General features: G+C 43.7%; 23 protein-coding genes and 1 pseudogene. 14 read left to right on the forward strand and 10 right to left on the reverse strand.

Going from position 1 to position 26,749, the window contains the following annotated elements:
- The first annotated feature begins 575 nt into the window (after positions 1–575).
- From Q9R46_RS08635 to Q9R46_RS08645, 3 genes are all read left to right on the forward strand, one after another.
- Positions 576–2,321 (forward strand): ABC transporter ATP-binding protein, encoded by a 1,746-nt coding sequence (locus Q9R46_RS08635; RefSeq protein WP_311279690.1) that lies wholly within the window; start codon positions 576–578, stop codon positions 2,319–2,321.
- Positions 2,318–4,087: an ABC transporter ATP-binding protein gene (locus Q9R46_RS08640; RefSeq protein ID WP_311279691.1), complete on the forward strand. Its 1,770-nt coding sequence runs from the start codon at positions 2,318–2,320 to the stop codon at positions 4,085–4,087. The genes Q9R46_RS08635 and Q9R46_RS08640 overlap by 4 nt, the downstream gene beginning before the upstream one ends.
- 324 nt (positions 4,088–4,411) lie before the next feature.
- Complete coding sequence (locus Q9R46_RS08645) at positions 4,412–4,726, forward strand: hypothetical protein (RefSeq protein ID WP_311279692.1); 315 nt, start codon at positions 4,412–4,414, stop codon at positions 4,724–4,726.
- 119 nt (positions 4,727–4,845) lie between these two features.
- Here Q9R46_RS08645 and cyoE read toward each other — a convergent pair whose 3' ends face one another.
- Positions 4,846–5,763, reverse strand: coding sequence for a heme o synthase (cyoE, locus tag Q9R46_RS08650; protein WP_311279693.1), 918 nt, complete (start codon positions 5,761–5,763; stop codon positions 4,846–4,848).
- Between the two features lie 431 nt (positions 5,764–6,194).
- On the opposite strand from cyoE, the gene Q9R46_RS08655 reads away from it, so the two are divergent.
- Entirely contained in the window at positions 6,195–7,121 is a 927-nt protein-coding gene (locus tag Q9R46_RS08655; protein ID WP_311279694.1) for an NAD(P)/FAD-dependent oxidoreductase, read from the forward strand.
- Between the two features lie 198 nt (positions 7,122–7,319).
- On the opposite strand, the gene Q9R46_RS08660 is transcribed toward Q9R46_RS08655, so the two are convergent.
- Entirely contained in the window at positions 7,320–8,906 is a 1,587-nt protein-coding gene (locus Q9R46_RS08660) for a collagen-like protein (RefSeq protein WP_311279695.1), read from the reverse strand.
- Positions 8,907–9,152: 246 nt separating this feature from the next.
- On the opposite strand from Q9R46_RS08660, the gene Q9R46_RS08665 reads away from it, so the two are divergent.
- Positions 9,153–9,740 carry a TetR/AcrR family transcriptional regulator gene (locus Q9R46_RS08665; RefSeq protein WP_311279696.1) on the forward strand — a complete coding sequence of 196 codons (588 nt, stop codon included), beginning with the start codon at positions 9,153–9,155 and terminating at the stop codon, positions 9,738–9,740.
- Positions 9,741–9,810: 70 nt separating this feature from the next.
- Positions 9,811–11,292 carry a DHA2 family efflux MFS transporter permease subunit gene (locus Q9R46_RS08670; RefSeq protein ID WP_311280981.1) on the forward strand — a complete coding sequence of 494 codons (1,482 nt, stop codon included), beginning with the start codon at positions 9,811–9,813 and terminating at the stop codon, positions 11,290–11,292.
- A gap of 107 nt (positions 11,293–11,399) precedes the next feature.
- On the opposite strand, the gene Q9R46_RS08675 is transcribed toward Q9R46_RS08670, so the two are convergent.
- On the reverse strand, positions 11,400–12,380 hold the full coding sequence (locus tag Q9R46_RS08675; RefSeq protein ID WP_311279697.1) for an alpha/beta hydrolase: 981 nt from the start codon (positions 12,378–12,380) through the stop codon (positions 11,400–11,402).
- Between the two features lie 208 nt (positions 12,381–12,588).
- Here Q9R46_RS08675 and Q9R46_RS08680 point away from each other — a divergent pair, with 208 nt between their 5' ends.
- Positions 12,589–13,566 (forward strand): MBL fold metallo-hydrolase, encoded by a 978-nt coding sequence (locus tag Q9R46_RS08680; RefSeq protein ID WP_311279698.1) that lies wholly within the window; start codon positions 12,589–12,591, stop codon positions 13,564–13,566.
- 69 nt (positions 13,567–13,635) lie between these two features.
- Here Q9R46_RS08680 and Q9R46_RS08685 read toward each other — a convergent pair whose 3' ends face one another.
- Complete coding sequence (locus Q9R46_RS08685) at positions 13,636–14,226, reverse strand: LysE family transporter (protein WP_311279699.1); 591 nt, start codon at positions 14,224–14,226, stop codon at positions 13,636–13,638.
- A gap of 129 nt (positions 14,227–14,355) precedes the next feature.
- Between Q9R46_RS08685 and Q9R46_RS08690 the strand changes: the two genes are divergently transcribed.
- Positions 14,356–14,913, forward strand: coding sequence for a helix-turn-helix domain-containing protein (locus Q9R46_RS08690; RefSeq protein ID WP_311279700.1), 558 nt, complete (start codon positions 14,356–14,358; stop codon positions 14,911–14,913).
- Between the two features lie 108 nt (positions 14,914–15,021).
- Here Q9R46_RS08690 and Q9R46_RS08695 read toward each other — a convergent pair whose 3' ends face one another.
- From Q9R46_RS08695 to Q9R46_RS08705, 3 genes are all read right to left on the reverse strand, one after another.
- Positions 15,022–16,419, reverse strand: coding sequence for a TrkH family potassium uptake protein (locus tag Q9R46_RS08695; protein WP_311279701.1), 1,398 nt, complete (start codon positions 16,417–16,419; stop codon positions 15,022–15,024).
- On the reverse strand, positions 16,406–17,068 hold the full coding sequence (locus Q9R46_RS08700) for a potassium channel family protein (protein WP_311279702.1): 663 nt from the start codon (positions 17,066–17,068) through the stop codon (positions 16,406–16,408). The genes Q9R46_RS08695 and Q9R46_RS08700 overlap by 14 nt, the downstream gene beginning before the upstream one ends.
- A gap of 295 nt (positions 17,069–17,363) precedes the next feature.
- Positions 17,364–17,492, reverse strand: coding sequence for a DUF4023 family protein (locus tag Q9R46_RS08705; RefSeq protein ID WP_090924048.1), 129 nt, complete (start codon positions 17,490–17,492; stop codon positions 17,364–17,366).
- 382 nt (positions 17,493–17,874) lie between these two features.
- Here Q9R46_RS08705 and Q9R46_RS08710 point away from each other — a divergent pair, with 382 nt between their 5' ends.
- The 3 genes and pseudogenes from Q9R46_RS08710 to Q9R46_RS08720 form a co-directional block, all read left to right on the forward strand.
- Positions 17,875–18,627 carry a TrmB family transcriptional regulator gene (locus Q9R46_RS08710; RefSeq protein WP_145412911.1) on the forward strand — a complete coding sequence of 251 codons (753 nt, stop codon included), beginning with the start codon at positions 17,875–17,877 and terminating at the stop codon, positions 18,625–18,627.
- Between the two features lie 149 nt (positions 18,628–18,776).
- Positions 18,777–19,940 (forward strand): MFS transporter, encoded by a 1,164-nt coding sequence (locus Q9R46_RS08715; RefSeq protein WP_311279703.1) that lies wholly within the window; start codon positions 18,777–18,779, stop codon positions 19,938–19,940.
- A 302-nt stretch (positions 19,941–20,242) separates the two neighbouring features.
- Positions 20,243–20,617, forward strand: a pseudogene (locus tag Q9R46_RS08720) (sugar O-acetyltransferase); the annotation flags it as partial.
- A gap of 145 nt (positions 20,618–20,762) precedes the next feature.
- Here Q9R46_RS08720 and Q9R46_RS08725 read toward each other — a convergent pair.
- Positions 20,763–22,196 (reverse strand): glycoside hydrolase family 1 protein, encoded by a 1,434-nt coding sequence (locus tag Q9R46_RS08725; RefSeq protein WP_145330475.1) that lies wholly within the window; start codon positions 22,194–22,196, stop codon positions 20,763–20,765.
- A 167-nt stretch (positions 22,197–22,363) separates the two neighbouring features.
- Between Q9R46_RS08725 and Q9R46_RS08730 the strand changes: the two genes are divergently transcribed.
- The gene (locus Q9R46_RS08730; protein WP_311279704.1) at positions 22,364–23,332 is read left to right on the forward strand and encodes a LacI family DNA-binding transcriptional regulator; all 969 of its coding nucleotides are present in this window, start codon (positions 22,364–22,366) and stop codon (positions 23,330–23,332) included.
- 267 nt (positions 23,333–23,599) lie between these two features.
- Positions 23,600–23,893 carry a DUF3817 domain-containing protein gene (locus Q9R46_RS08735; protein WP_311279705.1) on the forward strand — a complete coding sequence of 98 codons (294 nt, stop codon included), beginning with the start codon at positions 23,600–23,602 and terminating at the stop codon, positions 23,891–23,893.
- Between the two features lie 155 nt (positions 23,894–24,048).
- Here Q9R46_RS08735 and Q9R46_RS08740 read toward each other — a convergent pair whose 3' ends face one another.
- Together Q9R46_RS08740 and Q9R46_RS08745 are read right to left on the reverse strand one after the other, a co-directional pair.
- Complete coding sequence (locus Q9R46_RS08740; RefSeq protein ID WP_186331597.1) at positions 24,049–24,186, reverse strand: hypothetical protein; 138 nt, start codon at positions 24,184–24,186, stop codon at positions 24,049–24,051.
- Positions 24,187–24,285: 99 nt separating this feature from the next.
- A complete protein-coding gene (locus Q9R46_RS08745; RefSeq protein ID WP_311279706.1) occupies positions 24,286–25,116 on the reverse strand; it encodes an AraC family transcriptional regulator in 831 nt (276 codons plus the stop codon).
- Positions 25,117–25,235: 119 nt separating this feature from the next.
- On the opposite strand from Q9R46_RS08745, the gene Q9R46_RS08750 reads away from it, so the two are divergent.
- Positions 25,236–26,696 (forward strand): alpha-L-fucosidase, encoded by a 1,461-nt coding sequence (locus Q9R46_RS08750; RefSeq protein ID WP_145330483.1) that lies wholly within the window; start codon positions 25,236–25,238, stop codon positions 26,694–26,696.
- The last annotated feature ends 53 nt before the right edge of the window (positions 26,697–26,749 follow it).

The raw sequence follows: 26,749 nt of genomic DNA on the forward strand, positions 1-26,749 counted from the left end.
GAATACAATAAACAACAAATATGTGAAACGGGTGGGATAAACAATGGTGGATCAGCCAGCGCAGGACCTTCAACCAATAATTGAATATGCATGAGCATAGTGACATTATCCGGGTAGAGTATTGAGCACGTTTGGACTGTCCAGCTTCGTGCAACCCTGTCTGGACGCTCATTCATACTGCGATGTTAGAGAAGAGGCTGAAACGAAACGTTTTCTCGCTGGCTTTTCAATCCAATCAAGCTGTAGATGAACTTCATTCATCTATGGCTTTTTTTCATTCCGCCAGACTGTTCACATGGGAAGGAGCATGAGTAAGACTACAGGTTAAAGTAAAGGCAGACATCAATTCTAATTGGTTACATTAAGATCGATCTATATCCATACGAAGGGAGAATAAACTATGGTTAATGTTTGTAAACGATATGTTTCTTCGGGAGGCCTTGCTGACTACAACAGGCTCATACATGATTCATCATAGCGAAGGTATGGCTGGATAATCCCAGCATTCATATTGTGATTATGAGCGAGACGAAGTATCCATTCGAGTAAAATTTAAAATTAAAGGGGTGGGGCTGGTGCCCAAAACAGAAAAACGCTCCATGTCATGGCTGTTACGATATTTAAAGCCGGTGAAAGGCAAGCTGGCCGTGTTGCTGATCTTGTTGTTAACGTCAACAGGGCTGCAGCTTCTAAATCCACAGATCACCAGACGATTCATTGATACGGCTGCAAGCGGCGGAATTCTGGGTGATCTGGTACAGCTTGCAGGGATTTTCCTGCTCATTGCTGTGAGCAATCAATTGATTACGATCGCGGTCAGTTACTTAGGAAACGATGTGGCCTGGCGGGCAACGAACCGGATGCGCGGAGATTTGCTGAAACATTGCCTGCGGCTCGATATGCGTTTTCATAACGTCAAAACACCCGGAGAGATGATCGAACGTGTGGATGGCGACGTAACGAGCATTTCGAACTTCTTCGCCATGTTTATCGTGCAGGTCATCGGTAGTTTTGTCCTGCTTGCAGGCATTCTGGGATTTATGTTTACGATTAATGTGCCAATTGCACTGGTGATGACTGTATTTACGTTATTGTCTATTCTGTTCATGGTCGTTATTCGTAACCTTGGGGTAGAGTCCTCTAAAAATGAGCGAGCGGCTAGTGCTTCCTTGTTCAGCTTGATTGAGGAGCGAATTGCCGGCATTGAGGATGTACAGGCGAATGGACACGTTCCATATGTAATGAACCGATTCTATCGCACGATGCGCACTGTTTTTCTCAAAGGTCGAAAGGCATGGATGCTTAGAGTAATTCCTTGGAATACCACGGTTGTCATGTTTATTGTATCCGTCACGGTCGTTTTGCTTCTCGGCGTGCACTACTATATTGAGGGTGTAATCAGCATTGGAACCTTGTTTTTGATCTATCAATACAGCCAGATGTTGAATGACCCCATTGAGTTGCTTGGCGATCAGGTACAGGAGTTTCAAAAGGCAAAATCAGGCATGCTTCGCTCCCGCGAATTATTGTCTTTACGAAGCGAAATACAGGATGGAAGTGAAGAGAGGCTGCCTGATGGCCCGCTCGGACTGGAATTTAATCAGGTGTATTTCAGTTACAATGAGGATAAACCTGTGCTTCAGGATATCACCTTTGAGGTGAAACCGGGAGAACGTTTGGGCATCATTGGTCGCACGGGGAGCGGAAAATCAAGTCTTAGCCGTGTTCTTCTGCGACTTTACAATTTGGATCAGGGAACGATCCGGATCGGTGGAACGGATATTACGAAGTTATCCATGCAGGCTCTCTATCGCAGGGTGGGTATGGTAACACAGGATGTGCAGTTATTTGATGGTACATTGCGTGACAATCTGACATTATTTAATCCAGAAGTATCGGATGCCATGATTAGGCAAACAACAGAACGGCTGGGGCTACATCACTGGATTGATACACAAGCGGAAGGATTGGACACACACCTAACTGCAGGAGGTGCTTCATTATCTGCGGGGGAAGCCCAGCTCTTCGCTTTGACCCGTGTATTTCTGACGGAGCCGAGTCTGGTCATATTGGATGAGCCTTCCTCCCGGCTTGATGCAGCGACCGAGAGTTTACTTCAAGCTGCTATTGACGAATTAATGAAGCGGTCAACAGGGATTATTATTGCACACAGATTAGCCACGCTGGAGAAGGTCGATAAAATTATGGTTCTTGGCGGGGGCAAGCTACTGGAATTTGGATCAAGAGTAGAGCTTGCGAATAATCCGTCCTCCCATTACGCACGGCTTTTGGTTACAGGGCGAGAGGAGGAACTGGCATGAATGTTACAGGTTTTATAGGGCGTTTGTTTCGCTTCAAGCCTTATTTGTTTCTAATTAACGGTTTGTTATGGTGTATCTTTCATTCGCTTCCGCTGGCAATGGGGCTTGGCATGCAGTGGTTCTTTGACCGGACAGCAACGGGAAGTACAGACTACATGTGGCTTGCCGTACCGCTTGTTGTCATTGCGCTATTCCGCTTAACAAGGGTTGGTACGTTCTTTGTCGCTTTCCATGCTTGGGTCACCTATATGTACCACATTCAGGCTATATTGCGGACGAATATGCTGGCTGGCATTATGCGCTGGCCGGGACGCAATCTTCCTGCATCTCCAGGTGAAGCAATGAGTCGTTTCCGGGATGACGTAGATGAAGTGGTTGAATATATGGAGTCCTGGGTAGACTTTTGGGGTCGATTGGTGTTTGCAGTGGTGTCGATTGTAATTATGGCCAACATTAACTGGAAGATTACACTTGTTGCCGTTTTACCGCTCTTGGTGGTGACGCTGCTGAATAATTTGTCAGGCAATCGTGCAAGAAAGTATGCTCAGGTTAATCGTGAAGCGACGGGGCGGATTACCAGTTTTATTGCCGAAACGTTTGGGGCTGTACAGGCACTGAAGCTGGGTCAGGCAGAAGAACATGTCTCTGCACGGTTTAATCGATTGAATGAAGAACGGCGTCAGGCTGCCTTAAGAGATAATCTGTTCAAGCAATGGATGAAGTCACTTAATCAGCACGTGCTGAGTATATGTACGGGGCTTATTTTGTTGATGTGTGCTGCCGAAATGAAGGCCGGTAACTTCACAGTGGGTGATTTTGCCTTGTTTACGAGTTATCTCATGAATATTGGGTTCAGCATTTCCTTGTTTGGATACATGGTATTTCAGCACAAAAGACTCAAAGTGTCATATGACCGTATGCGTACACTTTTTCGTCCAGGTGAAGAGGATCAGATTATGGAGAAACGGGAAATCTATCTTAATGAAGAGCCGCCAGAGCCAGTGAACGAATCAAGAAATTCGAAGGAGAAATTGCGTGAACTTGAAGTGAATGGTCTTAGCTATCGCTATGAGCAATCCTCAAACGGTATACAAGACATCGGCTTCAAGCTGAAAAAGGGACAATTTCTTGTCATTACAGGACGCATCGGTTCTGGTAAATCCACACTGGTTCGTACACTGCTTGGACTTCTTCCCAAGCAACAGGGTGAAATTCTCTGGAATGGAGAGCACGTAGATCCGGCAACATTTCTTATGCCACCTAGAGCTGCATATACGCCTCAAGTTCCAAGGCTGTTCAGTGACACGCTCAGAGAAAATATCGTTCAAGGCAAACAGGGGAATGTAGATCAAGCACTGGAAAAAGCCATTCGACTGGCTGTTTTGGATAAAGACATCAGACAATTGGATCAAGGATTGGAAACGCCTGTTGGACCAAGAGGTGTCATGTTATCCGGAGGTCAGATTCAGCGCTCAGCAACAGCGCGAATGCTGATGACCGAGGCAGATCTGTTTATCTTTGATGATCTGTCCAGTGCGCTTGATGTGGAAACAGAGCAGCTGGTATGGGACGGACTCTTTAAAGAGAGAGATGTCACATGTATTGCCGTATCTCACCGCAAGGCCGCTCTTACCAAGGCAGATCACATTATCGTTATGAAAGATGGTCGTATTGAAGCTGAAGGAAACCTGGCCGATTTACTTGAAAGCAATGAAGAGATGCAGTTGCTATGGCAGGGAGAGCAGGTGCCAGTGAAGGCAGGATAGTAGCATTAGTAATTTAAACAAAGCTATTGTGGAAATGAGTTAGAATTCCTCATTATATTGACTGGAAAAAAGCTGACAAAAAAGTGTCAGCTTTTTTGTTTTTGCTGAGTTATTTAACGGTAAGTATCATATTTATCAAAGAATGTCAGTTGTGATTATATTTTTTTAAAAAATTTAGCTTATATTTAATATAAATTTTAATTGTTAATTCACTTAAAAGACAAATAAAAAAACTAATGATTCAATAAATGGAAAATAATGTTTACTAAATCCTTAGTTTTATCTATACTTAAAGTGTAGTTCAAATAAGAGAGGGAGATGAACATGAGTAAGAAAATATGGATTGGATTATTAAGTGTTGTCGCATGTTTTACTATCAGTTCGACTTCATTCGCGAGTCCCGCCGCTACAAATCTACCAAGTAGCAATGCCGTTTCTGAAGTTGTGTCCCCTATGGCTCAGAAATATATCACATGGCAAATCATTTTACCTAAATCTCAATTTCCTACACTCGGTGATATCCCAATGACAGCAAGCTATAATATTGATCCGTATAGAGGAACATTGACACTATTATCTGTAGATGGACAGACAGGTTATACATGGACTGTTACTTATGGAGGGTATGTTACCTATTAATTTTGTATTAAAGTTTATCTTTATATTATGAATAAAAATAAAGCCCTAGAAGAAATTCTCGAAATGAGTTTCTTCAGGGCTTTGTTCCATTATGAGAAGTATAAATTTATCTCGTTTCTTTAAGCAATTAAGGAATACGCAATGATAACCAAGAAAATGATGGTGATATGGTTAATGGAGAAAATAAACATACGCTGTGACCATTTTTTAGTTTCTTTTTTGTCAAACGTAGCCACACTAAGAATGAGCCAAGCCAGGCTTACCAGAAAAGCCACAATGGCAACAAACGGGCTCATCGGCCAGAACAGGAAGCTGGAAAGCAGCAGCAATACCAGATAAACGTTTGTTTGTACGTAAGTACGTCCAATCCCTTTTACCACAGGTAACATCGGAACGCCTGCCGCCTTGTATTCATCGAAGCGACGAATAGCGATACCGTAGAAGTGAGGCATCTGCCATAGTAACATCGTTACGACCAGTGCCCAGATTTCAAAGTGTCCAAGTTCTGGAGAGATGGCTGCCCATCCAATCAGCGGAGGAACAGCACCTGACAGACTACCTACCTCAGTGTTGTAAATCGTTGTACGTTTGGTCCACATCGTATATGGAATGACGTAAAGGAACAAACCAAGAAGGCCAAAAAAAGCGGCCGATGGAGATGCAATGTACAGCATAATCGCACCAATCAACGTAATCGTAAACCCTAGAATCAGACCAGACTTGGTATCGACCCGCCCTGTGACGGTAGGACGTTTCTTCGTACGTTCCATAATCGCATCAATGTCACGGTCATACAGATTGTTGAACACTCCAGCTGCTCCGATGATTAATGAAGAACCGAGAAATGAAAGTAAAATCGGAAAAATATTAGCAACGATAGATGCATCAAATACATATAAAGCTAAACTTAAACCTGCAAACATGGCGATCAAGTTGGACTTGATGATTCCAATTTTGATCGTATCTAAAAATACTTTTGGAATCGAGCTGTACTCCAGGCTGATATTGGCTTGTGACTCATTATTTAATGTTTTCAAATACTCACTTCCTATGTTTGTACTTAATATAATATGTGTACATTATATCATTCAATTCGCGTTGTGATTTAAATTACATTCTAGTATTTATAATAATGTCATTTGATTGTGAACAATTTAAAAACAAGAACTTTTTTAATTGTTAAAACAACAGTTCTGTGCTACGCGCATATTTTCGAAAGATTGTCATCGTTTAATTGTAGAAATGAAACAAAGATATTGCAAATACGAAATAATAACTGTATTGTAGATATAAGATATCTCTAATGGTCTTGTTCAAGAGACATAAAGTCTGGATTCCACTATCTGTTAGAAGGGACGCTATTAGATATCTCACATATCTTTGTTTCTTAAGTAGCAAGTGTGCAGAGGAAAGAGAATATTTTTTTGTTACTATTAGAGATATTAAATGTCTGGAAAGGATGTTATGTATGAATGAAGATCGTAATGCATTTGATGTCGTGATCGTGGGAGGAGGACCTGCTGGACTTAACGCTTCGCTGGTACTTGGGAGAGCCAGAAAACATGTACTTGTTATTGATGATCAAAAACCTCGTAACTGGGTTACCCGCGAGACACACGGCTTTTTGACCAGAGATGGCGTGAGCCCACGGGAATTCCGTAGAATTGCGAAAGAAGAGATCGCTACGTATCCTTCAGTGCAATTTGCTTCTGATACCGTGATGGAGATTAGCGGACAAGATGGTGAGTTTATTGTTAAAACAGCCGAAGGAAAGCAATATATTGCGAAAAAGGTTTTATTTGCTGTTGGCAAAAGAGATTTGCCTTTGGATATAACAGGTTTATCTGATGTCTACGGAAAAAGCGCATTTGTATGCCCATATTGTGATGGATGGGAACTAAGGAATCGAGAGCTTGTCATCATAACTAGCGCCAACCACGCGTTACATATGGCTAAATTAATCTCTGGCTGGACAAGTCGGTTCACGCTGTGCATCCAAGGTGACAATCGTTTGGAAGCAGAAGAGAAGCAAGAACTTTCACGTCATGGGGTAAAGGTTTATGAAGCTCTCGTTCAATCGATCAGATCGGAAGAAGGGATGGTGAGTTCAGTTGAACTGAGTGACGAAACAATAATTCCTTGCACGGGTATCTTCTTCCAGCCCAAGCTTCAGGCTGGCTCAGATTTGCCCAAAGTCATAGGTTGTGAGGTGACGGAGACAGGAACCATCGTTGTTGATGCACAAGGAAAAACATCGGTCCCTGGTGTGTTTAGTGCCGGCGATGCCGCATCTGAACTGTATCAGGCGATTACGGCAGCATCGTTAGGTGCGTTAACTGCAGTAAGTATTAACAGTGAGTTGAATTTAGAAACGTGGGATGAGCGATGTCAATGAACTTGGGGGCAGGTGAGTGGAATCGGTTAAATCAGCAAAAGCCATGCATATGGTAGTGCAAGCTTATCGAAAATCAGTAAATTGAAGCGAATAGTGTCTGTACGATACATTAGAGAAAACAACGCGACTAGGGATGTCCTCGTCATATTCATGACATACGGACATCCTTTTATTTATTTTTACAATGCTATATGATTCTCACCTGGAATCCTGAATCGTTGCAGAGCTATTGTTAGCGCTCAAATCGGATATTGGATCAAAGGGTGGGCCTGTTATTGTACCTACGAGCAGTGCAATGTCCACGGCATTAACCGGACTGCCCCATGAATTTCCAGAGAAGACCATAACAGCCTGGTCATTAACGAATCCTCTGGTATTATATACAACATTGCTAATAATTTCGCCAGTCGTATTAGGATTGAAATACGCCGGTTGGCGCAAGGAATAAAAAATATTATTTCGCACAATCAAGCCGGTCATATTGCCAGTCTGAGTGACTAGACCTCTATTAACTACCCAGCCTGAAGAGGGGCCGGCTTGAGGAGGGCCAAAGATCGTATTATTTTTTACGGTATGATTGGTTCCGCCTAATTGAATAAATTCAACAGCATAAGGGTTATCGCTCGTTATCGTTAGTCCGTCCACAGTTACTCCGCTCCCAATAATGGTGAAAGGGATAACGGCAGCTTGTAACAGGATGACTGTACTTGGATAACCTTTTAAAGTTATACCGGCTTTATTAATAGTAATATTTGCGGTAATCGGGTATGTTCCTCCAAGAATATGAACGGTTCCTGTTGGAGATACCGCGGTTACTCCTTGTTGAATCGTTCCAAAAGGACTGGCCTGTGTTCCGTTCCCGCCCACGGCACCTTGTAAAACATATACGTCAAATGGATTAGGTTGGACTGTGCCGGTGGCTCCCGTAGCACCGGTATTGCCTGCAACGCCAGTAGCTCCTGTCGCTCTGGTAGCACCAGTAGGGCCAGATGGTCCTGTAACCCCAGTAACGCCTGAATTTCCGGCAACGCCAGTGGCTCCCGTGACACCCGTCACACCGGTAGCACCGGTAGGGCCTTCTGGACCTCCTGAAGGCCCTGTATCTCCAGTAGCTCCCGTCGCACCTGTGGTGCCCGTTGCACCTGTGGTGCCTGCCGCACCTGTGGTGCCCGTTGCACCTGTGATGCCTGTCGCACCAGTGGTGCCTGCCGCACCTGTGGTGCCCGTTGCACCTGTGGTGCCTGCCGCACCTGTGGTGCCCGTTGCACCAGTGGTGCCTGCCGCACCTGTGGTGCCCGTTACACCTGTGGTGCCTGTCGCACCTGTGGTGCCTGCCGCACCTGTGGTGCACGTTACACCTGTGGTGCCTGTCGCACCTGTGGTGCCCGTTACACCTGTGGCTCCGGTTACGCCAGTAATGCCTGCAGTATCATCGCTCCCGGTCCATTCTGAGTTAACAAGCCTATGGGCAGTGACTAATGTTCCTGCGCTATTTTTTCCCCAGAATGACAAGAGGATGTCCTCCGGAGTTGAACCAGTTACGGTAATAATATACTCAAAACTGTCCAGATTAGCATAATAATTACGTGTTACTACTGCGTTCGGCAAAAGAGAAATCTGTTCACTAACATACAATGAGCGTGTCGCGCTCAGGACGTAGCCCTCTATGAGTACTATAGCTGTGGATAGTGAATTCTCGTTTTCAATCTTAATTGAGACGGTTTGAGTAGGTCTAACGCCATTAACAGGACTGTTATCAATTGGGCCGGTAAGCAAAACAGCCAAATAATCCTCCTCCTTTTTATACCAATGTACCAAGTCTGCGTTTATGTACATATATTCCGTGACATCAGTGAAGTATTCTTTTTCCTTACAGAAGAATTTTATATCAGTATCCGTATTTGTCTGTAAGTTTTGAATGAAGGATGTTATTTTTCTGTAAAATTTAAAATAAAGCATTGACATGTTGCCAGCGAGCGACTTTAATTATATAGACCGATTGTTATAATTTATTGAAGGAAGTGGCTTTCTTTGAGTGAAAAGTCGAATGCCAGAGATCTTATTGTTGGCACAGCAGCGAGACTTTTTTTTTCACAAGGGTATCATGCGACCGGTCTGAATCAGATCATTAAGGAGAGTAACACGCCGAAAGGTTCGTTATATCATTATTTTCCACAGGGGAAAGAAGAGCTGGCTCTCGAATGCATTCAATCAGCCAATGCCCATATCTTGCAAAGATTTGAAGAAATTTTTGCAGCCCATGAGACGACTGCAGAAGGCATTCGGCAATTCATTTACGAAACAGCGAATGAAGCGGAAGCAAATGGTTATACGGGATTCGTGCCATTCAGCTTCTGGGCTGCTGTAGAGACTTCCTGTATCAGTCAACAGCTGCGTACGGCTTCACAGAACGTATTTGCGGGGTGGCAGGATATTATCGCAAGGCATCTTATGTTGGACGGTATTAGTGAAGAGAAGGCTCGTGAGACGGCAATGCTCGTCATTTCTCTAATGGAAGGCGCATTGATTATTACGCTGACCAATCAGGATAAACAGCCGATGCTGACGGCTGCGGATTATTTGTCAGTTGTAGCGAAGAATGTCCAGCAGCATCAATAGTTGTACCAAGAGAAAGAGAAAATAGAAATCGCAGGATATGTTTGAGGAGGATGGGATCGTGGAGGCTTCCATGAAGGCTGGTACAGCAAAAGACCAGCAAGAAACACAGCAATACAAGGTATTCCCGATTTTGTTTGCGATGTTGCTAAGCGGGTTTATCGGTTTGTTCGGTGAAACGGCTTTGAATGTCGCTTTGACACCACTTATGGGTCTGCTCGAGGTTGGACCTACAACCATTCAATGGTTAACTACAGGATACTTGCTTGTCCTTGGTGTTCTGGTACCTGTTTCTGGATTGTTATTGCAATGGTTTACGACTAGACAGCTGTTTACAACGTCGCTTATTTTCTCTATCGCAGGAACGTTGGTTGCTGCGTTAGCCCCTAGCTTTGAAATTCTGCTCGTAGCCCGTGTGTTACAAGCGGTGGGAACGGCACTCTTGCTCCCGCTAATGTTTAATACCATACTGGTCATCTTCCCTATTGAAAAGCGGGGAGCAGCGATGGGTTTGATTGGTCTCGTTATTATGTTTGCACCAGCAAGCGGCCCGAGTATTTCAGGTCTGATTCTCGCTAACTTGAGCTGGCACTGGATTTTCTGGATTTCATTGCCGTTCTTCCTAATCTCCTTGGTATGTGGGTTGTTGTTCCTGCCGAACATTTCCAAGTTGACCAAGCCCAAGATTGATGTGTTGTCGATTGTTCTGTCCACACTTGGTTTTGGCGGAATCGTGTATGGCTTCAGTAGCGCAGGTGGACACGGTGAATCTGGCGGAGGCTGGACTAGTCCGGTTGTGATTGCCACGCTGGCCATCGGTATCGCTGCATTGCTTTTGTTCAGCATTCGTCAATTAAGTATGAAAGAACCAGTGATGAATCTAAGAGCGTTCAGATATCCGATGTTTACGACGGGACTGCTTCTGGTCTTCATCTGTATGATGATGATTCTGTCATCCATGCTGATCTTGCCGATGTATTTGCAGCAGGGAATGGCTGTTACACCACTTACTGCCGGACTCGTTTTATTGCCAGGTAGTTTGCTGAATGGATTTTTGTCTCCGGTGATGGGACGATTGTTTGATAAGTTTGGTCCGAGATGGCTCGTTATTATCGGGATGTCGGTCGTTGCGGTTGTTTTGTTCCTGTACACAGGTATCGAAGCAACAACACCTCTGTTCCAGATTATTATGCTGCATGTGTTCATGATGATTGGTATTTCAATGGTGATGATGCCTGCGCAGACGAATGGATTGAATCAGTTGCCGCGTGAGTTTTACCCTCACGGTACTGCGATTATGAATACACTTCAACAGGTATCTGGTGCGATTGGTACAGCTGTTGCCGTAAGTATTTTGAGTGCTGGACAGACGCGGTTCCTGAGCAGTGTTGAGAATCCGCAAAGTCCGGAAAATATCCTTGCAGGATTCACATCAGGTGTACAGAATGCGTTTGTCTTTGCGCTTGTTCTGGCCCTCGTTGGTTTTGTCATTGCTTTATTTGTAAGAAGAGTGAAGGTTGGCTCGGCTGACAAACAACAGAGTCCGATGCACTAAAACGAATCATTGAAAAGAGCGATGTTCCCTAATGTAAGGGACATCGCTCTTTTGTTTACTTTCCGGAACTACCTTTTCGGTTAATTACAGCTATTCCGCATGATTAATTATTTCTTAACAATATCCAAAATCTCATTAGCTACAATATCCGGATGGTATTGATGAATGTAATGTTCCGTATCTTTAACAGTAACTTGTTTGGATAACGTTGACCAGGATTTGAATTCATTCTGTGTTTTCACCCAATCCGGTTCAGGTTTACCAAAGTAATCTGCGGTCAGAATCGTAAGCGGGAATGGGAAAGGATGCTTATTGGCAATCACCGTTTTGGCATTCCCTTGCGTTTCACGTAATTCGTCTACCGTGTTGGCGTTTCCGTAGTTTAGCAGAAGCGCCGTTTTATCTACTTTTCTCAAATCTTCTGGTACCAGTTTTAATTCATTGCGGTTGGCATTAGAAGCTTCAACGACTGCCGGGACTTGCATACTGAGCCGGAAAAGTCCGGTTTTGATACGGAATTGATTCGCAAAACCAGCAATCGTATCTGCCAGGTTATCCTGACCCGTTGCGTAGAATTCAGGACTTCCGCCGTCAATCATCACAATACCTTTAACCAAGTCAGGATACTTTTGCGCGAATCGAAGAGTCTCTAATGAGCCAAGGGAGTGAGCAACAAGCACGTAAGGCGGCTTTTGCCCGGAAACCTGTAGCAATTCGTGTAATTCGTCCGCTACCGTGTCCACATCCCGTTTTTTATCGGTCCTGTCACTGTATCCATAACCGAAGCGGTCGTATACTGCGAATTTCGTATTAGGAGCAAGCTTTTCATATAAAGGATAATAGTCTACATAAGGATCAGCTGTTCCCCAACCTGAGGCAAGAACGACGGTTACATCGCCTTCACCGCCTGTATACAGGTGCATTTTATCTCCGTGTACTTCATACAGTTTGCCCGGAGGTGTAAATGTTTTTTCATCTTGTGAAGAACTGATCTGCTGATAGATCAATCCGGAACTTAACAGAATAATAATCAGTGACAGGTCGAATATCAGAAATTTAACAAGTCTTTTAAGCCATTTTTTGCTCATGGTAGCTCACACTCTCTCTTGTTTTTTCTATATCATATATGCCCAGTCTTATACGAGTGGAAACAGTATCTTAATTCTAGCTTAACGGCATCGTAGTTGTTCCGGTTCATATAAAATTGAATATCGGCAAGCGTTGAATTAAGATGAAGTAAAGATTAGCATTCTCCGCAAGACTAGCCATGGAATATGGAGATCAGAAGGGTGAAATATGACGAAATACGAAAATCAGATTCCAACGACCGCCGGAATGAGCATCAAGTCACTCACAAGTATATTGAGAGATTCCATGCGCAGACATGCAGAACGCAGGCCGTCAGGGGATATACCTATGGAACGCTATCAAGCTGCTACAACAGAGGGTGTGTCTGAACATTCACAGGTGACATGGTTTGGACACTCGGCTTTTTTGCTCGAAATCGAAGGTCACAGACTACTCTTTGACCCCATGTTGGGTGACAGGCCGTCACCCGTGTCGTGGGTTGGAACGAAACGTTTCCGCAAGGATTTGCCTATGCAGCCTGAAAACTTTCCTACTTTGGATGCGATTGTGATCTCTCATGATCATTATGATCACCTTGATGCTTCTTCTATTCGAAAATTAAAAAGCAAGACCAATCGTTTTATCGTTCCACTCGGTGTGCGCAAACGTTTAATCAAATGGGGAGTGCCAGCGGGGCAGATTACGGAGCATCAATGGGGTGATGAATTCTCCTTCAAGGGTTTAACATTCGCTTGTGCACCTGCTCGTCACTTTTCAGGCAGAGGATTATTTGATCGGGACTCCACGTTATGGTGTTCATGGGTAATTGTTGGGCGGGAAAAGAAAGTATTTTTTAGTGGGGATAGTGGTTACGGTCCTCATTTCAAAGAAATTGGAAGCAAGTATGGACCGTTTGATCTGACCTTGATGGAATGCGGCCAGTATGACGAACGCTGGTCCAATATTCATATGATGCCTGAAGAAACCGTACAAGCCCATCTGGATGTGGGCGGGAATGTATTGATCCCGATTCATTGGGGGGCATTTACACTCGCCTATCATGCCTGGAACGAACCAGCAGAGCGGGTAACTCGCGCCGCACGAGCCTTGAATGTATCTGTCATTACACCGTTCATAGGCGAGACGGTTGCGTTGAGTAATGTAGCTCATGCTACCAGGTCATGGTGGAGAAGGAATCAGGAGTAACGGTTCTATTCAAGCTAGCGTTCGCTCAGTAGATGAGCGGACGCTTTTATTTTTATCTAATGATTTTTTTTATCTAATCAAAGAAATCGCGGTCCAGATCAACAAAAGACTCATGATCATATTAAAAAGGCGTTCATATTTTAACAGGAACCGTTGAAATATACGTCCACCCAATGCCCAGGACAGATTAGCACTTATTCCAATCCAAGTCAGCAGTAGCGAGTAACCTAAGAGTTGAAAATGTGACTGCGTATGGGGCAGGATAAACACAGATAGCGCTGTAAGCGCGTATAGGATAACCTTCGGATTAATCAGTTGAAGGCTGAAACCGAACCAAAACGAATAATGAGTCTTCTTCGAATTGTGCTCGGACCCACTCGTGGAAGAAGTGCTCCATATGATTTTGAAAGCCAGATAGAGCATGTAAATACATCCGAATACATTGAGGACCGGGGTGATGGACGGAATGTATTGATATAGAGCCAGGTTGAAATAACTGGATAACATCATGATCAGAAGGCAGCCGGCAGCGACTCCGCGAATAAAAGGAAACGTGCTTCTGAATCCATGCTCTCTTGCACGGGTCATAGAGATGATGTTGTTGGGGCCGGGTGTAAAAGAAGCAATCATCGCGTACGTTACTAAAGATAAAATATCCATGTGCTCTCCTTGTGCTATATAATGTATGTTATAATGAACGATATGGTCGTTATAACGGATGTTCTCTTTGATTGTACAATATGTGCTATATAGTGCACAAGAGGGCGCGAGGAGAGAGGTGTATTTTAGATGGAAAATATTAATTTGGTTTTGGCTCACAACTTGAAGCAAATCAGAGAGCAAAGAAAACTTAGTCTGGACAAGGTCGCAGATCTGTCGGGCATTAGCAAGACGATGCTGGGTCAGATTGAACGCGGGGAGTCTAATCCCTCGATTGCAACAGTCTGGAAAATTGCAAACGGGTTAAAAATATCATTCAGTGAATTAATTCATGAAGCGAAGTCGGATACAACCGTTCTCGTGAGGGAAGACATTAAAGTCATGCGAGAAGATGAGGGAAGAATCCGAATCTATCCTCATTTTTCTTTGGAACAGGGGCGCCGGTTTGAAATGTACATGATGGAGATGGATGAACGGGCATCGTTGACTGCTGAGCCGCATATTGACGGGGCTGAGGAGTTCATCACGATGTATGAAGGGGAGCTTACGATCAGAGTAGGCCAAGAAGAATACAAGTTAAGACAGGGAGATTCGATTCGTTTCAAGGCGGATCAGCCACATGGTTACGATAATCGGGGAGCACGCAGTAATAAACTATGCATGGTGATACACTATAATCATACATAGGTTTAAGAACATGCACATAGCCTCACACATGCGTATAAATTCAAATGCCAGCATGAATTCTGCTCAATAACAGAGTTCATGCTGGCGGGGTAAGAGCTGTTCATTATCTTAACCGATAAGTACATGTTCTTCGGCGTAACCGATTTTGGACTTATGTTTTTTCTGTGCCAAAGCAAATGCAAGCGTTAATGGCCCCAATCGACCTGCAAACATGGTGAAGATCACGATCAGTTTACCTGGCACGCTTAATTCACTGGTTAATCCCATTGAAAGCCCAGTCGTACTAAAGGCAGAAGTTGCTTCAAACAGAACATCGAGAAAATGATTTTCTAGTATTCCCTCCGTGATAGATAACAGTATCGAAATACCTAATACAAATGCTAACGAACTCATAACAACCGCGAGAGCCCTCATTACAGTTTCTCCTGCGATTCGCCGCTCAAAGGCATGAACTTGTCCACCACCTCGAAAGGTTTGAATCGTCGCCAATACAAGAACGACGAAGGTGTTGATTTTGATTCCTCCACCGGTTCCGCCAGAGGACGCGCCGATAAACATGAGGATGATGATAAAGAACTGTGAAGTTGCAAGCATGCTCCCGATATCAATGGTATTAAATCCAGAGCTTCGAGGTGCAGTGCCTTGAAATAAAGCAGCCCAGACACGTTCACCCCATGATAAGTTGGAGAATGTGGCAGGGTTCCAGTTCTCTAGCAAAAAGATAATAATGAAACCGATGATATATAACGAGGAGCTACCCACTAAAACGATTTTGGAATGTAATGACAACTTACGCCAGGATCGCTTACGGAAAATATCGACGACGACCATGTAACCCAACCCTCCCATGATAAAGAGGAGGATAATTGTTATATTAACGATCGGGTCTCCGACAAATGATGATAGACTATCGGGCCACAACGAGAACCCGGCATTGTTGAATGCTGATACCGAATGGAACAATGCATAATAGAAACCTTGACCCAGCCCCAATTCACTTTGCCAGCGTAAGGTTAAAATCAAGGTGGCAAGTGCTTCAAAAGCAAAGGCAATCAGAACGATATACAATGAAAGTTTTACAAGTCCTTGGGCGGAGGAAGCGTTGGCCGCTTGTTGAATAAGAAGCCGTTGCTTTAAACCGATTCGTTTACCAAGTATGATGGCGACCATCACACCCAAGGTCATAAAGCCGAGCCCACCTACTTGAATTAATATCATAATGATTACTTGGCCGAACGTAGAAAAAACACTCCCTGTATCCAGGACAACCAATCCATTAACACATATTGCAGAGGTAGCTGTGAACAGAGCATCAAGCAAACCTATGGAGTTACCGCTTTTGGAGGAAATCGGTAATGCCAGCAATATAGCACCTACCCAGATGAGTGCGAAGAAAATCATCATAATAAGCTGTGGAGGACTTGTCTTATTTTTCAGGATATTAACAATGTTTTCAAGTTTGGTTAGTACTGAAGATTTTATGTTATTGTTATTAGCTCCGTTCATAATCACGCTCCAGGTTCCGAATGTTATCATTACTTCCAATCAACAAAAGCGTGTCTCCCATCTGTATCTGATCCTCTGCAAGCGGAGAGATATTGATATCCTCTCCCGTTTTAATAGCGATGATCGTGCAACCGTAATTAGCTCGAATATTGAGCTCCAGTAATGTTTGCTGATGCATACTCGCCGGAGCCTTTAATTCAACCAAATTGTAATCAGGAGATAATTCAATCGAATCAATCATGTTGTCAGAACTCAGTTGATTTCCCAATCTGGTTGCCATGTCACGTTCCGGGTAAACGATCTGGTCAGCGCCAATCTTGCTAAGCACGCTGCCATGGTTTTCGTTCTTCGCTTTTGCTGTAACTTTGGGGACATTAAGCTCTTTAAGTAAGAGCGTAGCTAGTATACTGGCTTGAAGATCTTCACCAATGGCTACAATAGCATGTGAAAAGTTACTGGCTCCAAGCTCTTGAAGGACTGACTTGTCCGTACAATCAGCCTGTACAACGTGAGTTGCTATCGCCGAGATTTCTTGTACCAGAGTTTCATTCTTGTCAACGGCAAGCACTTCATGTCCGTTTTTAATTAGAGTACGTGTCAAACTTGAACCAAATCGTCCAAGACCAAGAACCATAAATTGTTTTTTCATGAACTCCCTCATTTGTTATCAGAATTAATCCATTTTTTCTCGGAAATCAACAGGTAAATATTACGTTTCATTGTATAATAAGTTTCAGCAATAGAACAACAAGGCTGGAGAACAATGAAATTCGAATTATATAATAAAATAATCTAGTGATAAAGGGTGAAAACGATATTGCTAGGGCTGAAAATATGAGATCTAATAAAAAAACAGTGCCTCGATAAAGAGAAGGCACCATATTTTCTGCTTTGAGGCTGTTATACTTGATTCAAAATTTCGACGAAGCATATTAATCGTGGATTTATTTGTTCGTGGAATGTTGTTTGTTCGGTAATTTATCACCGGGCGTACCTTTACCATTGTTTTTGTTGTGGCGTGCTTTCTCGGCATTTTCGTTGACCTTTTTCACGAATTCTTGTGTGCTCTCCATTCGGGTTCATGCTCCTTTCCAAAACAGGGAATGGGTAATTCAAGCTTAATATAACCAGGCTTAACTCATTTTATTTGAACAGACACCATGAAACTGGACAGGTGCTGAACTTGTCTCTAAACTAGATACAAGTTGAACTATTTTTTTACACAGTAACGGAGAGGACAGAAAAAACCTGAAAAAGCGAAGCGTTCGCCTAAAAGCTTTCTGCAAGAAAGCTACATCGGAAGCATACGCTTATCACCGAATTTTCCCTTTTATAAAAGGAATCAAAAAAATTTGGGGATAACAGCGATTGAAAGGTTATTCTGTCATCGGAGTGTTTCGTGTAAACCATTTTAGTTCAACTACAACAAGAACGAAGGGACGTTCTGAACAAAACATGCTGCAAAAATTCGGATTTACCCAATATGAAAGTCAGGTCTATGAAGCTATACTTGCGCAGGATGAGCCGCTGGATGCGACAACGATTGTAAGCACCTCGAATGTACCCAAGGCTAAAATTTATGAAGTGCTTAATCGAATGATCGATAAAGGTATTGTTCTGACAACGATGGATGGCAAGAAAAAACTGTACATGGCGGTAGATCTGCAGGCGGTCATTCACAAAATTAAGCTTGATTTCGACAAAGATATAGAAACCTTGAAACAATATAAAATCAAGCGTACGTTCACGGATGAGCATATTTGGACGTTAAAGGATGAGTCATCCATTGCTTCAAACATAGAACAGCTGATTGAAGAGGCAGATTCATCGATTCTTTTTCTGGCCTGGAATGAGCGGTTGGAGAGATACCGTGGTCTGCTGGAGCAGAAGGAGAAACAGGGTGTGTATGTAGAAGTGCTTGCGGTTGGTGGTCTGGAAAGCACTCTAACTCGCAAATACTCGCTCATACCGCTCCTTGATGCGCCAGAGCCATCACAGCTACTTATTGTAGATCATGCCTATCTGCTGTTCGCCGGATTGGAAAATGAGTCGTGGAAAGCAATCAAGACGACGTCCAAACCGATTGTTAAAGCGATGACGGATTATTTCTATCACGATGTGGCGTTGACACAGATCACCAAAAAATACGGGGAGCAACTATTGCAGGACGAAGAAATCGAACGTTTGCTTACGAGATTGATTTACTAGGAAACTATTCTTTCGAAGAATAGTTTTTTTGTTTTTTAAACTTTTGTAAATGGAATGAAAAATTCTGAAAAAAATTAGAAATATTCATTGAACTTTTCTTCTCATTAGGTTACTATCGTAGTTGTAACTTGTTAGGGGGATTTTATAAGATGAACAAAAAGGTATATGTTTTAGCCATTGCAGCCTTTGTGGTCGGAACGGTTGAACTGATATTGGGAGGCATATTGGATCTGATTGCAACGGATCTTCATCTGTCTCTGGCCAAAGCGGGATATTTAATTTCAATCTTTTCATTGGTCTATGCGGTATCCGCACCCATACTACTCAATATGACAGCCCGATTCGAGCGTAAAAAGGTATATATGGTTACGTTATTTGTATTTCTGATCAGCAATCTGATCTCAGCGTTTAGTGTGAACTTTTATATGTTAATGGCAGGGCGCATGCTTGGAGCCGCAACAGGTTCGCTTATTTTTGTATTATCATTGACACTAGCTTCCCGCATTGTTAAGCCGGAGTATAAAGGACGTGCGGTGGGTACGATAACGATGGGAGGAAGTGCGTCTCTGATTCTCGGCGTACCGATTGGCATCTTTATCGGTAATGCGCTTGGATGGCGTGAAGTATTTATGCTGATTGCGGTTCTTACCGTGCTAGTCATGGTGGCGATTGGCCTTGCGATGGATCGTGTACAACCTGCTCCTGCCGTGAGTTTGAAAAATCAGTTGAAGGCATTATGGAATCCGAAAATGCTGGCGATTCACACTACTACACTGCTCGTACTGGCTGGGCATTTAACATTATATGCGTATTTTACGCCGTTTCTGCAGGAAACCATAGGGGCTAGTTCAACGGCAATCACCTTAATCTATATGATGTTTGGACTCGCTGCTGTAGCAGGCGGAGGCATGGGAGGAATGTTATCCGATCGGCTACATCCTGCTAAAGCGATTATCATCGTGTTAGTTCCATTTATGATCAGTATGGCTGTGATTCCTCTCAGCACCGGACTGCCTTTGATTGCTTTTCTGCTACTGTTAAGTATCTGGGGTGCTCTAAGCTGGACGGTTACACCCGTACAAAATAGTCTGATTATTAAGACTTCGCCTGAGACATCTGAAATTCTAATTAGCACGAACTCAGGTATAGCCCATGCGGGCATCGCACTGGGAACTTATATCGGCGGTCTTGTTATTGATCACTCTTCCATTATGTACACCGGATGGGTCGGCGCTATCCTTGTATGTGTTGGACTTGGTTCTGCCGTTCTCGCCATTAGTATGAAAGAAAAACATGTTCATGCGATCGCATGAGGATACAATGATTCACATAGACATTATTTAAACGATATTTAAAATCAAATAGAACCTTTGTGTTTCCAGCATTTTTGCGGAAGTACAGAGGTTTTTTCGTTATTTAGCGGACTGAGTCCGTAGGCCGAAAATACAAAAGAGGCTTGATTTTCAATCATGAACCCATATAATTAAAATAGTTTTAAAAAGTATAAGTATAAGTTGTTAAGCTTTATAACTTGTATGAACGTCGCTACTTACTTACAAAGAATACACATTTATGATCTGCACAAAGGAGATTTACATGACCATCAAATCAGAGAAACAGAAGATGCTGGGCGGGGAACTGTTATAACATCCACGTAGGTAATCATTTTTATGCCAATTTTAACTGTACGATTCTGGATGTATGTGAAGTTCGAATCGGAGAGAACGGTTTGTTGGGACCAGATGTACATATCTATACAGCAACTCATCCGCTTAATCCACATGAGCGCAACACCGGAGCGGAATACGGTAAACCTGTAACCATTGGTAACAATGTATGGATTGGCGGTAGAGCAATTGTTAATCCAGGAGTTACCATCGGAGATAACGTGGTTATTGCATCGGGGGCGGTAGTTACGAAAGATGTACCCGATAATATGATTGTAGGCGGGAATCCTGCAAGAGTCATCAAGGAGATTAATATGGAGTAGCGCGATATGAAAAAAGACCCTCCTCGGCAGAACTGTCAGAATGCCAAGCTTGGATTCTATGGCTTGCCTGACGGTATACTGCCGAAAGAAGGGTTAAGGTAGTTTACGCCTTGAAGTTTATGCCCTAAAGTTTAAATCTTGAAGCTTAACGCTTCAGGCTATTTCCGTTACTCGCAATAACATCTTTGTACCAGTGGAAGGATTTTTTGCGATAACGCTCGAGCGTACCTGAACCATCATCGTGACGATCTACATAGATGAAGCCGTAACGTTTTTTCAACTGCGCAGTGGAGGCGCTCACGACATCAATACAACCCCAAGAGGTGTATCCCATAATGTCTACTCCATCTTCCAGGGCTTCACCGACTTGAACGAGATGGTCATTCAAATACTGGATGCGGTAATCATCTTCAACGGTTTTCTCGCCATTCGGACCCGTGATTAACTCGTCTACTGCGCCGAGACCATTTTCCACGATAAACAGCGGTTTCTGGTAACGATCATAGAACATATTCAGCACATAGCGCAGTCCTTGCGGATCGATCTGCCAGCCCCACTCACTTGCAGGCAAATACGGGTTAGGGATTCCGCCGATCAGATTTCCTTCACCAGCCACTTGTTTGGCAGGATCGGCTGTCTGACATGTGCTCATGTAATAGCTGAACGAGATGAAATCGACGGTGTTAAGCAGCATCTCCTGATCGCCGTCTTCCATATGAATCTCAATGCCGTTTTCACGGAAGTAACGTTTCATGTAACCAGGGTAACGTCCACGGACATGCATATCACCGAAGAAATAATTGCTATGTTCGTACTCCATGACTTTAATCACATCATCCGGGTTCGGAGTTAGTGGATACGTCGGCATGCTTAAAATCATACATCCGATCTGAGCATCAGGAATGATCTCATGACATAGCTTCACAGCAGATGCACTCGCCACCAGTTCGTGGTGGATCGCTTGATACAGATCTTGCTTGCTTAACTTTTCTTTAGGTGTGTAGATCCCACCACTCATGAACGGGAATTCAAGGATAGAGTTGATCTCGTTGAAGGTAAGCCAGTACTTCACTTTGTTTTTGTATCGATTAAAAACAGTAGTTGCATAGCGTTCATAGAAGCCGATCATTTTCCGGTTAACCCATCCATCATATTCTTTGGCAAGATGCAGAGGTGTCTCATAATGGGATAACGTGACCAGCGGTTCAATACCGTACTTGCGGCATTCATCAAACAGATTATCATAAAATTGCAGGCCTTCTTCATTCGGCTCAAGCTCGTCCCCTTTAGGGAAAATACGAGACCATGCGATAGAAGTACGGAACACTTTGAAACCCATCTCGGCAAACAGCTTCACGTCTTCCTTATAACGGTGGTACATGTCGATACCGATCAGTTTCATATTGTCGTCCGTTGGCTCTTCCGTAATCGAACCCATGACACCTCGGGGAGCAACGTCTTGTGTGGACAAACCTTTGCCGCCTAGATTGTATGCACCTTCAGCCTGGTTCGCCGCAATGGCACCGCCCCACAGAAAGTTTTCAGGAAATGAATACGTATGATTCGAAGATTTACTCATATAGATCGCTCCATTCATTAATTCATGGTGAACGTGCTACGTTCACGGTAGTATTTTCTCTCAAAAAAAGCTTACACGTTGTAACGGGTTACACGTCAAGTTTTACTTTTACAGAGCAGATGAGGCATACTATATTTGGCGTTTATTCGCAGGAAAGGAGCATCGGCATGTCCAAATTTGATGAAATTATGAAACGTTCCGGTTATTCAAGGGCTACGGTATCCCGGGTCATTAACCGTTCACCACACGTGAGTGATGAAGCAAGACGCATTATTACCGAAATTATGAATGAGCTGGACTACATACCGAACCGGAATGCAGTTTCTCTGTCCACAGGGCAGACAAAGCAGATCGGGATTGTCACTGCGATGATTGACGAACTGAGTTTGACCTTTATTAACCAATTTATGGATACCGCGATGGATTACGGTTTTCAGACGATCGTGTATATGTCGCGCGGTGATAAACAAATTGAGCTGCAGGCATTCGAGGATTTGCGAAGTAAACGTGTGGATGGTTTGTTAATCGTGACTTGTGTGAATGATCCGGGGAAATTGAAAACATATATGCAATATGGACCGATGGTGTCCTGGCAACGCATGGGGAACGACGAGATTCCTTCGATCGCAATGGATCAGGCTCAAGGGTATAGACTGGCGCTGGAGCATCTTGTATCGAAAGGGTACACACGTATTGCGAATGTGTTTGGCCGTAGTAACAGTCTGAATACGAAAAGCCGCCGCGAAGCGTATGAGACATTCATGACGAACCAAGGACTTCCCGTGTGGGCCGAAGCATATCAGTATTCCGTATTCACTTCATCAGACGGTGAAACAGCCTTTCGACGTATGGCCAACGGGGGCGAGCTACCCCAAGCGGTGCTGTGTTCCAACGACTATGCGGCAATAGGCATCATGAGTGAAGCGCGCAGACAGAACATACGGGTTCCAGAACAGCTCGCCATTGTGGGATTTGATGATATTGAATTGTCACGTGTGCTTGAGCTGACAACCATTCATAATCCGATTGCGGAGCAAGCGAAACAGGCTTTTTATCATTTGTGGAGAGTGCTGGGGAACGAGGAACATAAGGCGACATCACTGGCATACCGTTTGGTTGAACGAGCAACGACTTGAGCGAAGCAAAACGTATGATATTGATTTATTGTGGTTTGACCCGCAATGATGTTTATTGAACGGAGTTAATATACGTACGGCGTAAATCCGATCGATTCTATTCAACAATTATTCAAATTTAAAGTAAATCTAACTCGGTTGCATGTTTTATAATACGGGGAAGGAGCTTACATACGTTGTGTGAGAATCGAATACAGCGTTGTAAAGCGTCATGTTATAAGTTACATATTTCACAAACGATTTAGCGGAAAGGTGAGAGCATACGGAATGAACACGGTCACAGGTCGCTTCAGAATTGCAGGTATTTGGGAGGGGATATCCCTTCTACTGCTCGTATTTATTGCAATGCCACTCAAATATTTTGCGGATATTTCTTCAGCCGTAGCCATACTGGGGATGATTCATGGTATTTTATTTCCTCTATACCTCATTGCACTGGTACATGTAGGCTTGGTCAAAAAGTGGAAGATATCGCTTTGGATTATGGGCCTACTGGCGGGTCTGCTTCCTTTTGGAACATTTGTGTTTGAGTATTATCTTAGAAAAAGAAATTGGCAGTAACCATAGCGCTCATAACGCATGGCGCATATTGAAAGTTAACGTGACCGAACAACCTCCTGAACATAAGTCAGGAGGTTGTTTTTGTGTAAGCTTTTGCACACTTAGAATTGTATCAGTTATGTATACCATGATGTCCAGCATGGAAAGATGAATCGTTATCTTGGTTTAACGGTTCCCGTTTCACGATCAGATAACACGCTATACCCGTTGTCTGTCGGTGCCGCCGAAGCCAAAGCAGCGAACGAGGAGACAACAAACAGAGCAGCAATTAGCAGGAGCGTCTTCTTCGTCATATACGAACCTCCTTTCTTCAAGAATGAGCCACACATCCATTTTAATCCAAAAATGAAACTTGCGGGAATGTTTTTTTGAGTTGAACTATATTTTGAAATTTATGTGGTTACCGTCGTTTGCTTGCGATATTCGGTGGGATTCAATCCGGTATGTTTCTTGAACTGTCTGGAAAAGTAATACGAATCGCTGAATCCGAGATTGCCCGCGATTTGAGTCATCGTTAGAGAGGTGCAGTGAAGCATCTCTTTGGCCTTATCTATTTTTCGGCTGGTCAGATAATGGATGGGGGGCATGCCTATATGCTGTTTGAAAAAACGAATGAAATAATTCGGATGCATGTGCAGCATCTTAGCCAAATCCTGAACGGACATGTTCTCTTCAATATGTGAATCAATATAGGTGAGCAAGGTGGATAATTTCTCAACCACGGGCACATTCAAGTAGGTAATCTGGTTCATATCCAAGTTCATGATGTAATAGGAAAGAAGTTCTGTCAATTTGCTCTTGGCCATCATAGGGGCGTAAATTTCATTCGAATTCGCATAGGTTAACACACTGTCAAAGATGTCTTGAAATCGTTCGGGCTGTTCCATGTTAACAACGTGCGGGAATTGGAGAATCTGAAATAGATTGATCCCCCCGACTTTAGCGGAAAAATGACACCAATATTTAAGGAAAGGTTTGTCACTGATTGCTGAGTAGGATTGCTTTATTCCTTCCGGCATCAAAAAAAGCTGTCCTGGTTTGGGGTAATATTCCTGATCCCCGATGCGAAGCCAGCCTTCTCCCTCGCAGATCCAGTACAATTTGCTATAGTCCGGTATGTAGTCCAGATCTCTCCAATCCGGGCCGCAGCGATTGTAATTCACCATGAACAGATCCACTTCCAGATTCGACAAATAGCTGGTCAGCAGTGTTTGATGATCCATGAGCATATCTCCCTGAAGGTTATTATCGTCCATCTAATTGTTAGAGTTCTGCATGTTCATCGGAATCCTGCCACACTACAATACAACTGTGGTCAACCAGGAAAGGGTGGGGATAACACATGAACAAGCATGAATATTTGCAACATATCGATACCCGTATTGCTAACGGAAAATTCAAGGACAACTGGACTTCGCTTCGTGAAATTGTCGTTCCCGAGTGGTATCCAAAAGCGAAATTCGGCATTTTCATCCATTGGGGCGTGTATTCGGTTCCGGCTTATGATAGTGAGTGGTACTCCCGTAATATGTACATTCAAGGGTCCAAGGCTTATGAACACCATCTTGAGGTGTATGGGGATCATAAGGAGTTTGGATATAAAGATTTCATCCCGATGTTTAAGGCAGAGAACTTTGATGCAGATGAATGGGCGACTCTTTTTAAACAAGCAGGTGCAAAATATGTAATGCCGGTTGCCGAGCATCATGACGGTTTTCAGATGTATAAAAGTTCTATCTCTCACTATAACACATATGAAATGGGCCCTAAACGTGATGTGTTAGGTGAGATGAAAGTCGCCTATGAAAAGCATGGGTTGACCTTCTGTGTGTCGTCCCACCGTGCCGAGCACTGGTTCTTCATGTCTCATGGCAAAGAATTTGATTCCGATATCAAGGAACCGTTGCATTGCGGAGATTTCTATTGGCCCGCCATGCCGGAGCCTCCCGATTTTCAAGACCTGTACGGCTCACCGCCTTCGGACGAATTCCTGGAGGATTGGCTCATTCGGTGCTGTGAACTGGTAGATGAGTATCAACCGAGGGTGTTCTATTTCGACTGGTGGATTCATACGGCGGCGTTCAAGCCCTATCTAAAAAAGTTCGCAGCGTATTATTATAATAAAGGCGAGGAGTGGGGCATTCCGGTTGCCATCAATTACAAGCATGATGCGTTCATGTTTGGTGCAGCGGTTCCTGATGTAGAGCGTGGACAATTCGCTGAGCTGAAGCCTTATTTTTGGCAGACGGATACAGCAGTTGCGAGAAATTCCTGGTGTTATACGGAAAATAACGAGTACAAAACGGCAGAAGAGATTATTCGGGATCTTGTGGATATCGTCAGTAAAAATGGAAGTCTGCTGCTCAATATCGGGCCACGTGCAGACGGAACGATTCCAGACGAGGATCGCAATATTCTGCTGGCTATAGGGAAGTGGCTGGAAGTGAACGGAGAGGCCATCTATGAGACCTCGTTCTGGCGTACGTATGGGGAAGGGCCAACAGAAGTGAAGGAAGGCCAGTTCACGGACGGGGATACGAAGGTTTTTACATGTGAGGATATACGCTTTACAGTGAAAGGAAATAGTCTTTATGCGACGGTAATGGTGTACCCGGATAACGGAATCGTGCACATTCAATCGTTGAAAGACGGATCTCCGCATTTTCATGGAATGATTGAGCAGGTTCGGATTCTGGGATATGAAGAACAGCCGAATTGGGAGCGGGATGAAAATGCTCTAACGATTACCACTACGAGTGTGCAGAGCAACGTACCTGTTGTATTTAAAATTGATCTGGATTAAGTGTGAAGAGAACCGGCGTTAGAGCTGGTTCTTTTTTTTTGGATTATGCGCAA

The organism is Paenibacillus sp. RRE4 (genome assembly GCF_031844205.1).
Classification (GTDB): Bacteria; Bacillota; Bacilli; order Paenibacillales; family Paenibacillaceae; genus Paenibacillus; species Paenibacillus xylanexedens_B.

Bases quoted from the DNA above. Each gene is read 5' to 3' on its own strand.
- Q9R46_RS08640 (WP_311279691.1), top strand. From the start codon at position 2,318: ATGAATGTTACAGGTTTTATAGGGCGTTTGTTTCGCTTCAAGCCTTAT.
- Q9R46_RS08645 (WP_311279692.1), top strand. From the start codon at position 4,412: ATGAGTAAGAAAATATGGATTGGATTATTAAGTGTTGTCGCATGTTTT.
- Q9R46_RS08655 (WP_311279694.1), top strand. From the start codon at position 6,195: ATGAATGAAGATCGTAATGCATTTGATGTCGTGATCGTGGGAGGAGGA.
- Q9R46_RS08670 (WP_311280981.1), top strand. From the start codon at position 9,811: ATGAAGGCTGGTACAGCAAAAGACCAGCAAGAAACACAGCAATACAAG.
- Q9R46_RS08675 (WP_311279697.1), bottom strand. From the start codon at position 12,380: ATGAGCAAAAAATGGCTTAAAAGACTTGTTAAATTTCTGATATTCGAC.
- Q9R46_RS08680 (WP_311279698.1), top strand. From the start codon at position 12,589: ATGACGAAATACGAAAATCAGATTCCAACGACCGCCGGAATGAGCATC.
- Q9R46_RS08685 (WP_311279699.1), bottom strand. From the start codon at position 14,226: ATGGATATTTTATCTTTAGTAACGTACGCGATGATTGCTTCTTTTACA.
- Q9R46_RS08690 (WP_311279700.1), top strand. From the start codon at position 14,356: ATGGAAAATATTAATTTGGTTTTGGCTCACAACTTGAAGCAAATCAGA.
- Q9R46_RS08695 (WP_311279701.1), bottom strand. From the start codon at position 16,419: ATGAACGGAGCTAATAACAATAACATAAAATCTTCAGTACTAACCAAA.
- Q9R46_RS08700 (WP_311279702.1), bottom strand. From the start codon at position 17,068: ATGAAAAAACAATTTATGGTTCTTGGTCTTGGACGATTTGGTTCAAGT.
- Q9R46_RS08705 (WP_090924048.1), bottom strand. From the start codon at position 17,492: ATGGAGAGCACACAAGAATTCGTGAAAAAGGTCAACGAAAATGCCGAG.
- Q9R46_RS08710 (WP_145412911.1), top strand. From the start codon at position 17,875: ATGCTGCAAAAATTCGGATTTACCCAATATGAAAGTCAGGTCTATGAA.
- Q9R46_RS08715 (WP_311279703.1), top strand. From the start codon at position 18,777: ATGAACAAAAAGGTATATGTTTTAGCCATTGCAGCCTTTGTGGTCGGA.
- Q9R46_RS08725 (WP_145330475.1), bottom strand. From the start codon at position 22,196: ATGAGTAAATCTTCGAATCATACGTATTCATTTCCTGAAAACTTTCTG.
- Q9R46_RS08730 (WP_311279704.1), top strand. From the start codon at position 22,364: ATGTCCAAATTTGATGAAATTATGAAACGTTCCGGTTATTCAAGGGCT.
- Q9R46_RS08735 (WP_311279705.1), top strand. From the start codon at position 23,600: ATGAACACGGTCACAGGTCGCTTCAGAATTGCAGGTATTTGGGAGGGG.
- Q9R46_RS08740 (WP_186331597.1), bottom strand. From the start codon at position 24,186: ATGACGAAGAAGACGCTCCTGCTAATTGCTGCTCTGTTTGTTGTCTCC.
- Q9R46_RS08745 (WP_311279706.1), bottom strand. From the start codon at position 25,116: ATGGATCATCAAACACTGCTGACCAGCTATTTGTCGAATCTGGAAGTG.
- Q9R46_RS08750 (WP_145330483.1), top strand. From the start codon at position 25,236: ATGAACAAGCATGAATATTTGCAACATATCGATACCCGTATTGCTAAC.